Source organism: Micromonospora sp. NPDC005172 (assembly GCF_040608555.1).
GTDB lineage: Bacteria > Actinomycetota > Actinomycetes > Mycobacteriales > Micromonosporaceae > Micromonospora.
Genome location: NZ_JBEXIL010000010.1, coordinates 160,170 through 173,532 on the forward strand (window position 1 = coordinate 160,170; position 13,363 = coordinate 173,532).

At 70.0% G+C, this 13,363-nt stretch carries 11 protein-coding genes; 8 read left to right on the forward strand and 3 right to left on the reverse strand.

The genetic code is table 11. The features are described from left to right. The 3 genes from ABZV06_RS09775 (at nt 1) to ABZV06_RS09785 (ending at nt 4,528) form a co-directional block, all read left to right on the forward strand. A complete protein-coding gene (locus ABZV06_RS09775) occupies nt 1-1,191 on the forward strand; it encodes a substrate-binding domain-containing protein (protein WP_355241074.1) in 1,191 nt (396 codons plus the stop codon). 6 nt (nt 1,192-1,197) lie between these two features. Further along, entirely contained in the window at nt 1,198-2,049 is an 852-nt protein-coding gene (locus ABZV06_RS09780; protein ID WP_355620168.1) for a sugar phosphate isomerase/epimerase family protein, read from the forward strand. A 103-nt stretch (nt 2,050-2,152) separates the two neighbouring features. Beyond that, nucleotides 2,153-4,528, forward strand: coding sequence for an RICIN domain-containing protein (locus ABZV06_RS09785; protein WP_355620171.1), 2,376 nt, complete (start codon nt 2,153-2,155; stop codon nt 4,526-4,528). A gap of 124 nt (nt 4,529-4,652) precedes the next feature. On the opposite strand, the gene ABZV06_RS09790 is transcribed toward ABZV06_RS09785, so the two are convergent. Next, complete coding sequence (locus ABZV06_RS09790; RefSeq protein ID WP_355620174.1) at nt 4,653-4,805, reverse strand: hypothetical protein; 153 nt, start codon at nt 4,803-4,805, stop codon at nt 4,653-4,655. A 176-nt stretch (nt 4,806-4,981) separates the two neighbouring features. Between ABZV06_RS09790 and ABZV06_RS09795 the strand changes: the two genes are divergently transcribed. Beyond that, a complete protein-coding gene (locus ABZV06_RS09795; RefSeq protein WP_355241086.1) occupies nt 4,982-6,661 on the forward strand; it encodes a ricin-type beta-trefoil lectin domain protein in 1,680 nt (559 codons plus the stop codon). Between the two features lie 119 nt (nt 6,662-6,780). Here the strand turns inward: ABZV06_RS09795 and ABZV06_RS09800 are convergent, their stop codons facing one another. Further along, nucleotides 6,781-7,806: a LacI family DNA-binding transcriptional regulator gene (locus ABZV06_RS09800; RefSeq protein ID WP_355241089.1), complete on the reverse strand. Its 1,026-nt coding sequence runs from the start codon at nt 7,804-7,806 to the stop codon at nt 6,781-6,783. A gap of 361 nt (nt 7,807-8,167) precedes the next feature. Between ABZV06_RS09800 and ABZV06_RS09805 the strand changes: the two genes are divergently transcribed. Genes ABZV06_RS09805 through ABZV06_RS09820 form a run of 4 tightly spaced genes read left to right on the forward strand, consistent with a single transcriptional unit; the run spans nt 8,168 to nt 12,473 of the window. Beyond that, complete coding sequence (locus tag ABZV06_RS09805; protein WP_355241092.1) at nt 8,168-9,526, forward strand: extracellular solute-binding protein; 1,359 nt, start codon at nt 8,168-8,170, stop codon at nt 9,524-9,526. Then, a complete protein-coding gene (locus ABZV06_RS09810; protein ID WP_355241095.1) occupies nt 9,523-10,494 on the forward strand; it encodes a sugar ABC transporter permease in 972 nt (323 codons plus the stop codon). Before ABZV06_RS09805 ends, ABZV06_RS09810 begins: the two co-directional genes overlap by 4 nt. Beyond that, nucleotides 10,491-11,315 (forward strand): carbohydrate ABC transporter permease, encoded by an 825-nt coding sequence (locus ABZV06_RS09815; protein ID WP_354857223.1) that lies wholly within the window; start codon nt 10,491-10,493, stop codon nt 11,313-11,315. Before ABZV06_RS09810 ends, ABZV06_RS09815 begins: the two co-directional genes overlap by 4 nt. A 3-nt stretch (nt 11,316-11,318) precedes the next feature. Continuing rightward, nucleotides 11,319-12,473, forward strand: coding sequence for a serine hydrolase domain-containing protein (locus tag ABZV06_RS09820; RefSeq protein WP_355241098.1), 1,155 nt, complete (start codon nt 11,319-11,321; stop codon nt 12,471-12,473). A gap of 95 nt (nt 12,474-12,568) precedes the next feature. On the opposite strand, the gene ABZV06_RS09825 is transcribed toward ABZV06_RS09820, so the two are convergent. Further along, a partial coding sequence (locus ABZV06_RS09825; RefSeq protein ID WP_355620177.1) for an endo-1,4-beta-xylanase occupies nt 12,569-13,363 on the reverse strand: 795 nt, incomplete at its 5' end.

Here is a 13,363-nt window from a genome sequence, read left to right on the forward strand (position 1 = left end):
ATGAGACGATCCATGACCGCCCTGGCCGCGGTGGGTGTGCTGGCACTGGCCACCGCCGGGTGTGCCACCGACGAGCCGACCGCCTCCCCGTCCGGCAGCGCGTCCGCCGCCGCCGGGTCCGGCACCGGGGAGCAGTCCAAGTTCTTCGTGCAGGCCGACTACGACAATGAGCTGGCGCTGCTCGACGCCGCACCGACGGGCCCGGCCGACAAGCCGTGGGAGCAGGTGCTCAACCCGAAGATGGTCGACACCGCGAAGTTCAAGAAGGCCGGTCCGCACAAGATCTGCTTCTCCAACGCGGCGCTGAACAACCCGTGGCGGCAGGTCGGGTTCAAGACCATGCAGGCCGAGGTCGAGGCGCAGCGTTCCCGCATCAGCGAGTTCGTGCACGTCGACGCCGAGGGCAAGGACCAGAAGCAGATCGCCGACATCAACGATCTGCTCGGCAAGAAGTGCGACGCGCTCATCGTGTCGCCGAACACCACCGCCACGCTCACCCCGGCCGTCGAGGCCGCCTGCAAGGCCGGCCTGCCGGTGGTCGTCTTCGACCGCGGCGTCAACACCACCTGCCCGGTGACGTTCATCAACCCGGTCGGCGGCTACGGCTTCGGTCACGTGGGCGCGGAGTTCGTCAGCCAGAAGATGAAGCCCGGCGGCAAGGTGCTGGCCCTGCGTATCCTGCCCGGCGTCGACGTGCTGGAGACCCGCTGGTCCGCCGCGAAGATCGCACTGGACAAGGCGAAGGTCGACGTCGTGGGCGTGGAGTTCACCGACGGCGACCCCGCCAAGACCAAGAAGATCGTGAACGACTACATCCAGCGGTACGGCACGATCGACGGTGTCTGGATGGACGCCGGAGCGGTCGCCGTGGCGGCGGTCGAGGCCTTCCAGGACGCCGGCAAGCCGGTACCGCCGATGAACGGCGAGGACCAGCTCGACTTCCTGAAGCTGTGGAAGGACAAGAAGCTCACCGCCATCGCGCCGACCTACCCGACGTACCAGTGGCGGACGCCGATCATCGCCGCGCTGAACATCCTCGACGGGACCCAGGTCTCCAACCCGTGGAAGCTGCCGCAGCCCACGGTCACCCAGGACAACCTGGACCAGTACCTGGACGCGAGCATGCCGCCGTTGCACTACGCGATGTGCGGCTGCCGCGACCTGCCCGGCTATCCGCAGCGCTGGAAGTAGGTTGCGGTGTACGCCATCGGCGTCAACCCCTGGGTGTGGGCCTCGCCGGTCGACGACGAGGCCCTCGCCCGGCTGATCCCGCGGATCGCCTCCTTCGGGTTCGACGCGGTCGAACTGCCGATCGAGCAGCCCGGCGACTGGGACCCGGCCCGCACGCGGGACCTGCTGGCCGCGCACGGCCTCGTCGCGGCCGGGGTCTGCGCGGTCACCCCGCCCGGGCGGGACCTGGTGGATGCCACGCCGGCCGTCGTCGAGTCGACAGTCGCGTACCTCATGGGGTGTGTGGCGAGCGCGGCGGCGGTCGGCGCGCCCTGCGTCGGCGGCCCGGTGTACGCGGCGGTCGGCCGTACCTGGCGGATGTCGGCGGCGGCCCGGGTGGCCTGCTACGCCGACTTCCGGCGGGCTCTCGCGCCGGTCGCCGACCGGGCCGGCGAGTGCGGCGTGAGCATCGGCGTCGAGGCGCTGAACCGCTACGAGACGAGCGTGGTCAACACCGTCGAGCAGACGATCGAGCTGATCGACGGCCTGCCCCCGAGCGTCGGCATCATGATCGACACCTATCACATGAACATCGAGGAGGCCGACCCCTACGCCGCCCTCGCGCTGGCCGGCCCGCACATCAAGCACGTCCAGGTCAGCGGCACCGACCGGGGCGCTCCCGGGGCTGACCACTTCGACTGGCCCCGCTTCTTCTCCGTCCTGCGGGGCACCGGCTATCGGGGCGCGGTCTGCATCGAGTCGTTCACGGCCGACAACGCGACAATCGCCACCGCCGCGTCGATCTGGCGGCCCCTGGCCCCCTCCCAGGACCGCCTCGCCCTCGACGGTCTGCACCATCTCCGGAAGGTCGTCGCCTGACCTGGCGTCGGCATGCCCACGTTGTTAGCGCTAACCCCACCGATCCACGTCCCCCACCCCCACCACCACAGGAGATCGCCCCGTGTCCGTCTCATCCATCCCCATGGCGCGCAGGCTCCTCGCCGGCGCCGCCACGGCGGCACTGACCGCTCTGGTCGCCGTGACCGTCTCGGCCACACCGGCCGCCGCGGCCACCACCACCCTCTACGCGTCCCCGGCCGGCAGCGGTAGCACCTGCTCATCGAGCCAGCCGTGCTCGCTGAGCGGCGCGCAGGCTGCGGTACGTACGCTCAACAGCTCCATGTCGGGCGACATCGTCGTGGAGTTGGCCGACGGCGTCTACCGGCTCACGTCGCCGCTGCGCCTGACCGCCGCCGACTCCGGCACCAACGGCTACCAGGTGATCTGGCGGGCGGCAGCCTCGGCCCGCCCGACGATCAGCGGCGCGCGGGCGGTCACCGGGTGGTCGCTCGTCGACTCCGGGAAGAACATCTGGAGGGCCAGCGTCCCCGCCGGGTTGGACAGCCGGCAGCTCTACGTCAACGGCGCCATCGCCACCCGGGCGCGTACCGCCGTCAACCGCGCCGACTTCACCTTCACCACGAGCGGCATGCGGTTCAGCAACAGCGCGCTGAGCTACCTGAACAACGTCGGTAACCAGAGCCGGGTGGAGGTGGAGAGCGTCGGCTCGTTCACCGACCGGTACTCGCCCGTGCAGAGCATCAGCGGAAACTTCCTGACGATGCAGCAGCCGGCCTGGAACAACAACACGTTCGGCTTCGACACCCTGTCCCGCCCGCACCGGGCCGGCCCGTTCTACCTGGCCAACGCGTACGAGTTCCTCGACTCGCCGGGGGAGTGGTACCTCAACCCGGGCAGCGGCCAGCTCAACTACATCCCGCTCTCCGGGCAGAACATGAGCAGCGTGAGCGTGGAGCTGCCGCAGGTGCAGTCGCTGGTCAGCGTGGGTGGCACGTACGACGCGCCCGCGCACCACATCTCGTTCAGCGGCATCACCTTCACCGGCACCAGCTGGCTCGGCCCGAGCAGCAGCAACGGTTTCGCCGACCAGCAGACCGGCGCGCACATCGTCGGCACCTGGGCCCGTCCGTCCGACGCGCTGACCTCCTGCCAGGAGGGCTGCCCCCTGTTCGAGGCCACCCGCCCGAGCTGGGCACAGATGCCGGCCGCCGTGCAGGTCTCCGCCGCCAACACCATCTCCTTCGCTGACTCCCAGTTCGTCAACCTCGGTCAGACGGCCATCGGCATCGGCAACGACGCCAACGCCCACGCGAGCGGTGTCGGGCTGGGCACCAGCAACATCACGGTCACCCGCTCCGAGATCGCCCGTAACTCCGCCGGCGGCATCGTGGTCGGCGGCGTGCGCGCCGACGCCCACCACCCCGGCGACCAGCGGATGGTCAACCGGAACGTCACCATCAGCAACAACCGGGTGCACGACCTGGGTGTGGAGTACCGGGGCGTGGTGTCGATCCTGACCACCTACGTCAACACCTCGCTGGTCTCGCACAACGAGGTCTACAACATGCCGTACACCGGCCTGTCGGTGGGTTACGGCTGGGGTGCCAACGACGCCGGCGGCAGCCAGCACTACGCCAACCGGGGCCTCTACAACTACCAGCCCCGCTATTCGACGGCCACCACCGCGGCCAACAACCAGGTCGTCGGCAACTACGTGCACGACGTGATGCAGCAGATGACCGACGGCGGGTGCATCTACACGCTCTCGGCGAACCCGGGCGGGACCATCAACCAGAACTACTGCCTGCGTACCAACGGCTGGTTCGGGCTCTACTTCGACGAGGGCTCGCGCTACTACACCGCCCGCAACAACGTGTTCTCCTCCACCGGCACCTGGGCCACCGCGAACTACTACTACGCCGAGAACATGGGCAACTTCACGGTCACCAACAACTGGTCGTCCAACGGCAGCACCAACGTGACCAACGGGGACCGCGGCAACGTCGTCAACAGCAACGTCACGGTCTCCAACGGGAGCTGGCCGTCGGGCGCGCAGTCCGTGATCGCCGCGGCCGGTGTCCAGAGCGGGGGCAGCACCAACCCGCAGAGCGCGCAGCTCGTCGGCGTCCAGTCGGGTCGCTGCGCCGAGATCGGCAACTCCAGCACCACCAACGGGACGCAGGCCCAGCTCTGGGACTGCATCAGCGGGGCCGCCAACCAGCGGTGGACCGCCACCGCGAGCAGGCAGCTCATGGTGTACGGCAACAAGTGCCTGGACGCCTCCGGCCAGGGCAGCGCCAACGGCACCGCCGTGGTGATCTGGGACTGCAACGGCCAGGCCAACCAGCAGTGGAACGTCAACGCCAACGGCACGATCACCGGCGTGCAGTCGGGCCTCTGCCTGGACGCGAACGGCGCCGGCACGGCGAACGGCACGAAGCTCATCCTGTGGTCGTGCAACGGCGGCACCAACCAGCAGTGGCAGTTGCGCAGCTGACATGGGCTCGCCCCGGCCGGCCGCACCCCGGCCGGGGCTCCCCGGTGGCGGCAACCGCGAGAATGCGGCCCGCCATCGATGCCGGCCATTCACCGGTGGATGTGTTAACGCTAACCCGTAGAGGTCACGTCTTCAGCGGCGGCACCCAGCTCAGCGGGTGCAGCGGCGGCAGCCAGCCCGCCGCGTACGTCGGCCTGCACGGTATCGGCGCCTCGGTGCTCACCACCTCCTCGGGTCGGTCGTCGAGGGACGCCCTCGTGCGAACCAGCGGGTGCACCGCGCAGAGCGAAACCTCGGGCGGCGGTGCGCCAAGACATGGAAGTAGTTGAATTCGACGAAACGGCTCCGTAATATGACCGGCGTCTGCTGTTAACGCTAACAGTGGCAAGACGGTGCCCGCCTCATCCGGGCGGCCGTCCTCCGTGGACGGCACTATCGAAAGGACGCTCCCGTATGAAGCGAAACGTCCGAGCCCGCTACTGGGGGCGGGCCGCGGCGGCCGGTCTGCTCGTGGCCGCCGCCCTCGTCGGTCTACGTGCGCCCGGGGCGCAGGCGCTGGAGAACGGCGTCGCCCGGACACCCCCGATGGGGTGGAACAGCTGGAACTCGTTCGGCTGCAACATCAGCGAGGGGCTGATCCGGCAGACCGCCGACGCGATGGTCAGCAACGGAATGCGCGATCTCGGCTACCAGTACGTCGTGGTCGACGACTGTTGGTTCAACCCGAACCGTGACAGCGCCGGCAACCTCCAGGGCGACCCCACCCGCTTCCCCAGCGGGATGAAGGCGCTCGGCGACTATCTGCACGCCCGGGGGCTGAAGTTCGGCCTCTACCAGGTGCCGGTCGACAAGACCTGCGCCCAGTACTTCAACAGCTATCCCGGCGCGACCGGCAGCCAGGGCCACGAGGCGCAGGACGCCCGGCAGTTCGCCGCCTGGGGTGTCGACTTCCTCAAGTACGACTGGTGCTCGCCGAACGGCAGCATCAACGACCAGGTCACCACGTTCGCGAAGATGCGGGACGCGCTGGCCGCGACCGGCCGGCCCATCGTCTACAGCATCAACTCCAACAGCATCCACGCCAAGACCGGCCCGCAGCGCAACTGGGGCGACGTGGCGAACATGTGGCGGACCACCGAGGACATCACCAACGCGTGGGACACCGGGCAGACCAACGGTTACCCGATGGGCATCCAGAACATCATCAACGTGACCGTTCCGATGGCCTCGTACGCGCGTCCGGGTGGGTTCAACGACCCGGACATGATGGAGGTCGGCCGCGGTGGCATGAACGACACCGAGATGCGCAGCCACTTCGCGATGTGGGCGATCATGGCGTCGCCGCTGATCGCCGGCAACGACGTCCGCAACATGAACTCCGCGACGCAGACGATCCTCAAGAACCCGTACCTGATCGCCATCAACCAGGACGCCCTCGGGTTGCAGGCCAGCCAGGTGTCGTTCGACGGCACCCGCCGCGTGCTGGCCAAGCGGCTGGCCAACGGCGACGTCGCCGTCGCCCTGTTCAACCAGGGCGGTTCGACGACGACGATCTCCACCTCGGCCGCCGCCGTCGGCAAGTCCGGCAGCTCCTTCACCCTGGTGGACGCCTGGAGCAACAGCACCAGCACGAGCACCGGCTCCATCTCCGCCAGCGTCCCGGCGCACGGCACGGTGGTGTACCGGGTCAGCGGCGGCGACACCAGCACCCCGCCGCCGACCACGGCCCCGCCGACCACGCCGCCGCCGTCGACGACCTCCTTCGCGCTGGCCAGCGCGGCCTCCGGACGCTGCCTGGACGTTCCGCAGAGCAACACCACCAACGGCACCCAGCCGGTGATCTGGGACTGCAACGGGGCGGCCAACCAGCGCTGGACGTCCAGCGGGCAGACCCTCCAGTCGCTCGGCAAGTGCCTGGACGCTCCCACCAACGCCACAGCCGGCAGCAAGGCCCAGATCTGGGACTGCAACGGCGGCGCCAACCAGCGGTGGACGTTCAACTCGAACGGCACGATCAGCGGGGCGCAGTCCGGCCTGTGTCTCGACGTGAACAACAACGGAACCGCCAACGGCACGACGGTGCTCCTGTGGACCTGCAACGGCGCCGCCAACCAACGCTGGACGCAGCGCTAGCCGGTCTGTTCAGGGGCTCCGATGTAGGCGTTGACAGCAGTACCGACAGGTCCGGTCCGGGGCGACAGCGTCCCGGGCCGGGCCTGTCGTTCGTCCGCCTCGGCCGGGGCGAGGCGGGGTCAGCGGGCGGGAGGCGCCAGGGACCGGCGGCGGCGCAGCGGCATGGCGACGAACGACGGTTCGGCGGCGCCACCGTCGAGGAGCAGCTCGACCGCGCGCCGGCCCATCAGCTCGTGTGGCAGCGCCGTGGTCGCCAGGCTCGGGCGCAACCAGGCCGCGATCGGGTCGTCGTCGAACGAGATCACCGAGATGTCGTCCGGGACGCTCAGGCCCGCCTCGCCGAGTGCCTGGTAGGCGCCGAACGCCAGCCGGTCGTTCATGCAGATGATCGCGCTCGGTCGCTGCGGCCTGTTCAGGAGCGCCCGGGTGGCGGCATAGCCGTGCTCGGGCAGCCACTCGGTGCAGAAGGACTCCGTGAGGAGCGTGACGCCCGCGTCGCCCAGCGCCTGCTGGATGCCGCGCAGGCGGGCCCGGGCGGCGAGGGAGATCTCCGGGTCGCCCTCCTTGAGCCGGTTGCGCCCGATGAGCGCGATGGCGTCGCGGTGACCGTGCTCCAACAGGGCGGTGGCGACGGCGCGACCGGCCCGGTCGTCGTCGGGAAGCACGCAGGGCAGGCCGTCGGAGCTGGTGGCGTTGAGCAGCACCACGGGGCCGCCGAGGATGGCCGGCGGCACCATCAGCCGCCGGGTGGCCATCGCCGCGTAGATCACCCCGTCGACCTGCCGGTCGAGCATGGCCTCGATGGCGTACTGCTCGAACGTGGCGTCGCCCTGCGTCTCGGTGATGAGCAGCACGTGGTCGCGTTCCCGGGCCGCGTCCAGCGCGCCGCGGATGAGACCGCCGGCGAAGCGGGTGGTGGCGACGATGTCGGAGACGAACGCGATGGTCGCGGTCTTGCGGGTACGGAGGCTGCGCGCCGCGAGGTTCGGCCGGTAGCCCAGCTCCTCGGCGGCGGCGAACACGCGCTGGTGTGCCTCGGCCGAGAGCCGCGTGCCCTCTCTGCCGTTGAGCACCATCGACGCGGCGGTCTTGGACAGCCCTGCTCGCCGCGCGACGTCGGCCAGGGTTGCTCTGTTGCGGCCCATCAGTCCTCCGAATCAGGCGCGGTGCCACGGGCTCCGCTCCTGCTCATCATGATGCGTCGGCACCCGGAGCCCGGCCCCCGGTCGGGTCGGGCGCGGTGTGAACCCGATGTTTCCGGACCGTTGCCAGGTTGTCCTTGACAGCCTCCAGTGTCACGCGCATGCTCTGCTAAATCAGTTTAGCGACCACTTTTGGCGCGTCGGGAGACACTGCCGGTCGCCGCGCTGAACGTCCGTACACGTGCGCGGCGGCGCGACGGTCGCGGCCCTGGTGTCGTGGTCTCTCGCCCGGCGCGAGGGCCCCGGTGGAGCCGTCGCGCGGCCATGGGCCGCCCGACGCGCGGAGGAACATAGGAGTCATGACATGGCAGAAACCCTGACGACATTCCCGCGACGCGGCGCGCTGGTCCTCGCGCCGCTGCTGGTGCTCGGGCTCGCCGCGACGGCGTGCAGCGCGCCGGGGGCCGACCGTTCGTCGACCGCCGGGCCCGACGCCGCCGTCAAGACGGACCTGGGCACCGGGCCGGTCACCCTCCAGATGTACGCGGAGACCGGTTTCCCCCTGGCCAAGGCGCTGGCCGACGAGTTCTCCAAGCAGCACCCGAACGTCACGTTCACCATCCGCGAGGACCAGTTCACGGTCATCGTGGAGAACGCGCCGCGCGTGATGGCCTCGGACAACGCGCCTGACATCATCCGGCTCCCCACGATGGTCGACCTCGTGAAGGACGACCTGCTCAAGAACCTCGACCCGTACGTCACCGCGTACGGCTGGGACAGGTTCCCCGCGTCGCAGCTCGTGCAGTTGCGCGTCGGCGACCAGAAGACCCGGGGGACCGGATCGCTCTACGGCATGGGGCTCGGTTACAGCGTCACCGGCGTGTTCTACAACAAGAAGCTGGCCAGCCAGGTCGGCATGACCCAGCCGCCGGCCACGGTCGCGGAGTTCGAGCAGTTGCTCGCGAAGGCGAAGACCAGCGGGATCCAGCCGATCATGCAGTTCAACAAGAACACCGCCGGCATCAACTTCCCGCACCAGGCGCTGCAGAACCAGTTCGGCGACCCGGCCCAGGTCGCCGACTGGATCTTCCAGAAGCCGGGTGCCACCTTCGACACGCCGGCCGCGCTGAAGGCCACCCAGACCATCCAGAAGTGGGCCCAGGCCGGCTACTTCACCAAGGACGCCAACGCCCTGGACTACGCGGGCATGGTGGGGCAGTTCCAGAAGGGCAACGGCCTGTTCATGTTCAACGGCGACTGGGAGTCGGCCAATCTCGACAAGGCGATGCCCGGCAACGTGGGCTTCTTCCTGTTCCCCGGGGAGGCCGCCGGCGCCAAGCACGTCGCGATGTCCGCCCCCAACACCTTCGGTGTATCCGCGAAGGCCAAGAACCCGGACGCCGCCGCCTTCTTCCTGAACTGGGTCCACACCGACGCCAAGGCGCGGGAGATCGCCGTGACGGTCGGCGGCTCCAGCCCGGGCGGCCCGAGTGACCTCCCGGTGCCGGCCGCCGCGCCGAACACCGTGCTGGCCGAGACCCTCAAGGCGGCGCAGCAGCTCGGGGCCGAGAACGGCGCGGTGGACTTCACCGCGAACGCGACCGGTGGCATCTTCGCCGCCGCGATCACGCCGGAGATGCAGAAGCTGGTCGCCGGCCAGCAGACGCCCGAGGGGTACGTGAAGGCGGTCCAGGCCGAGTACGAGAAGGAACTGTCCCGATGACGTCTGCCCTCGGCAGCGCACCACCCGGGCGGGACGGCCAGGTTGCTCCTGCGGGTCGTACCGCCCGTTCCGCCTCCGCGCGGGCCCACCGACGCCGGTGGGCCCGCGCGGCCGGAACCGGCTGGTTGTACGTCCTGCCCGCCTTCGTGATGTACGCGGTCTTCGTCCTACGTCCCCTCGCCCTGACCGTCCAGTACTCGCTCTACGACTGGAACGGGATCGGCGTGGCCCGCTGGGCGGGCCTGGACAACTACGTCACGGTGTTCACCGACAGCGACCTGCTGAAGATCATCTCCAACGCGATCATCCTGATCGTCTTCTTCAGCCTCATCCCGGTCGCGCTCGGGCTGCTGGTGGCGAGCCTGGTCCGTCGGATCACCACCGGCGCGTTCGGGACCGTGGTCCGGACGATCCTGTTCCTGCCCCAGGTCATTCCCCTGGTGGCGGCCGGCATCGCGTGGAGCTGGCTCCTGTCGACAAACGGGTTGGTCAACCAGGTGCTGCGCGCCCTCGGGCTGGGTGGGGTGGCCCGCGCGTGGTTGGGCGACTTCGACACGGCGCTGCCCGCTGTCGGAGTGATCGGGGCCTGGGTCCTGCTGGGTCTCTGCACGATCCTGCTGGTGACCGGCATGAGCAAGATCGACCCGGCGCTCTACGAGGCCGCCCGTCTGGACGGCGCGGGGCCGGTCCGGGAGTTCCTCGCGGTGACCCTGCCCAGCCTGCGCCAGGAGATCGGGGTCTGCCTCACCGTGACGATCATCGCCGCGCTGGCCAGCTTCGACATCGTCTACATCTCCACCAGCGGTGGTCCGGGCCTGCAGACCACGGTTCCCGGCCTGGAGATCTACCGGCTCGCCTTCTCGCAGCGTCAGGTGGGGCTCGCCTCGGCGCTCGCCGTCGTGCTGATGCTGCTGGTGCTGGCGTTCGTGCTGCCCATCCAGCGACTGACCCGGGGGGAGAAGCCGTGAACCTGAGCCGACGTGAGCAGGTGACCGGGCGGGTGTTCCTGATCGCCCTGATCCTCGTCACCCTGCTGCCGTTCGTGAGCATGCTCTCGGCCGCCCTGCAACCGCGGGGCACCGTGCCCGACGGTCTGGCCTGGCCGTCGGACCCGCAGTGGGGGAACTTCGCGGACGCGTTCACCGCCGCCAACATGGGCGCCCTGCTGCGCTCCAGCCTGCTCATCGTGGCCGGCGTCGTGCCGGTCTCCGTGCTCATCGCCACCATGGCCGGCTTCGGGCTGGGCCAGCTGCGGGTACCCGGTGGCCGGCTCGTCTTCGGCCTGCTGCTGCTCGGCCTCACGCTGCCCTTCGAGGCAGTGGTCACCCCGCTCTACTACCAGATGCAGGACCTCGGCCTCCTCAACACCCGATGGGCCATCATCCTGCCGCTGATCGGCCTCTACATGCCGTTCGCGGTGTTCTGGATGCGTGCCCACTTCACCAACGTGCCGGTCGAGCTGTCCGAGGCGGCCCGTGTGGACGGCAGCAGCACCTGGCAGCTGTTCTGGCGGGTCCAGGTGCCGCTGGCCCGCCCGGCCATCGCCTCGCTGACGATCCTGATGTTCCTGTGGACGTGGAACCAGTTCCTGCTCGCGATCGTCCTCGTCGACGACGCCACCAAACGGACGATGGCCGGGGCGCTCGGCGCGTTCCAGGGCCAGTGGGGCACCGACCTGGTGCTGCTGTGCGCTGGCTCGCTGCTGATCCTCACACCTACCCTGATCGTCTTCCTGATCTTCCAGCGACAGTTCATCAAGGCCCTGATCCAGGGCTCACTGAAGGGATAGGCAGTGGCCACGCAGCCGCAGATCCACGGCGACGTCGACGAGCGCTACGGGCGCGTCGCCGACGCCTTCCGCGACAACTTCACCTCCGGCGGTGAGGTCGGCGCCGCGGTCGCCCTCTACGTGCGGGGCCGCAAGGTCGTCGACCTGTACGGCGGGCTGGCCGACACCCGCACCGGACGCCCCTGGACCGCGCACACGCCGGCCGTCGTCTTCTCCTGCACCAAGGGGATCCTGGCGATCTGCGCGTACCTGCTGGCGCAGCAGGGACGCCTCGACCTCGACGCGCCCGTGACGCGCTACTGGCCGGAGTTCGGCCAGCACGGCAAGGCCGACATCCCCGTGCGGTGGCTGCTCACCCACCAGGCCGGTCTGCCGGCCCTGGACCGGCCCCTGACCCTCGCCGAGGTGCTCGCGTGGGACCCGGTCATCGCGGCGATCGAGGCGCAGACGCCGCTGTGGCAGCCGGGCACGGCACACAGCTACCACTCGATGACGTACGGCTGGCTCGTCGGCGAGGTCATCCGCCGCGTCACCGGTCAGCTCCCCGGCGCGTACCTCCGTGACAGCGTCGCGGGCCCGCTGGGGCTGCGTACCTGGCTCGGGCTGCCCGCCGCCGAGCGCGACAGCGTCGCCTGGGATCTGGCTTCGCCGCCGGACGCCGACCCCTTCGTCGACGCGGTCGCCGAGCGGGGCATCACCATGGGCGGCGCGTACGCCTTCCCCGCGGACGCCGACGGGCTGGTCAGCTTCAACGACCCCGTCATCCAGGCCGCCGGCATCCCGGGCGCGGGCGCGGTGAGCACCGCCGAGGGCCTGGCGCGTCTCTACGCCGCCTGCGTGTCCGACGTGGGCGGCGGACCCCTGCTCACCGGGGCGTCGGTCGACGACGCGGTCGTCGTCCGCGCGCGGGGCCAACAGCGGCACGGTCCGCCCGACACCGGCCAGCGCTGGGGCACCGGCTTCCTGCTGCACTCTGAGCCGGCCCGGCCGCTGCTGGGGGAGCGCAGCTTCGGCCACGACGGCGCCGGCGGCAACCTGGCCTTCGCCGACGCGTACCACGAGGTGGGGTTCGGTTACGTCGTGAACCAGATGTACGGCGCGGGCGACGAGCGCGCCAACCGTCTCACCGCCGCCGTCCGCGCCTGCCTCGACGGCTGACGTAGGCCGCCCCGGTCGGACGGCGAACACCCCCGGGGCGCGCGGTGTCCGCGACGCCCCGGGGGTGCCCAGGGGGTGAGCTGAGCGGGGACGGGTCAGCTCGCGGTGCAGGTGGGGGTGCCGGACGGACCGTTGCCGGTGCCCTGGAAACCGAACTCGGTGCTACCGCCCGCGCCGATCTGGCCGTTGTAGTCGACGTTGCGGAAGTCCACGGTGCCGGACGTGCCGCTGGCCTGCGTGCTCCAGCTGTTGGTGACGGCGGCGCCCGAGGGCAGGGTGATCCGGACCGTCCAACCCTGTACTGCCGTCGAGCCCGCGTTGACCTTGACAGTGGCGACGAAGCCACCGTTCCAGGAGTTCAGCGACACCGAGGCGCTGCAACCGCTACCGGTGGGCGGCGGGGTGGTCGGCGGCGGCGTCGTGGGCGGCGGGGTCGTGGGCGGCGGCGTGGTCGGCGGAGGCGTGGTCGGCGGCGGCGTCGTGGGCGGCGGCGTGGTCGGGGTGCCGCTGCCCGCGTTGAGGGCGTTCAGGACCGAGGTGTACGCCGCCTTCTTGTTGCCCGAACGGTCGAACAGCAGCGGGTTGTCGTTACCGCGCCACGAGTCGCTGTCCCGTACGCCCCACACCGTGATGCCGGTGCAGCGGGGGATGGCCATGCAGGCCCGGGTGACCTGGGCGTACGCGTTGGCCTGGTTCGAGCCCTGGGTGATGTCCAGTTCGGTGATCTGCACGTCGACGCCCAGGTCGGCGAAGCGTTGCAGGTTGGCCTGGTAGTCGCCCGGCACCGAGGTGCCCAGGTGGGACTGGAAGCCGACGCAGTCGATCGGTACACCGCGGGACTTGAAGTCGCGGACCATGTTGTAGATGCCGGTGGACTTCGCGTTGATGCC

What these genes read in the sequence shown, in the direction of transcription:
- ABZV06_RS09810 (WP_355241095.1), top strand. Translation starts at nt 9,523, where the DNA reads ATGACGTCTGCCCTCGGCAGCGCACCACCCGGGCGGGACGGCCAGGTT.
- ABZV06_RS09785 (WP_355620171.1), top strand. Translation starts at nt 2,153, where the DNA reads ATGGCGCGCAGGCTCCTCGCCGGCGCCGCCACGGCGGCACTGACCGCT.
- ABZV06_RS09795 (WP_355241086.1), top strand. Translation starts at nt 4,982, where the DNA reads ATGAAGCGAAACGTCCGAGCCCGCTACTGGGGGCGGGCCGCGGCGGCC.
- ABZV06_RS09775 (WP_355241074.1), top strand. Translation starts at nt 1, where the DNA reads ATGAGACGATCCATGACCGCCCTGGCCGCGGTGGGTGTGCTGGCACTG.
- ABZV06_RS09800 (WP_355241089.1), bottom strand. Translation starts at nt 7,806, where the DNA reads ATGGGCCGCAACAGAGCAACCCTGGCCGACGTCGCGCGGCGAGCAGGG.
- ABZV06_RS09805 (WP_355241092.1), top strand. Translation starts at nt 8,168, where the DNA reads ATGGCAGAAACCCTGACGACATTCCCGCGACGCGGCGCGCTGGTCCTC.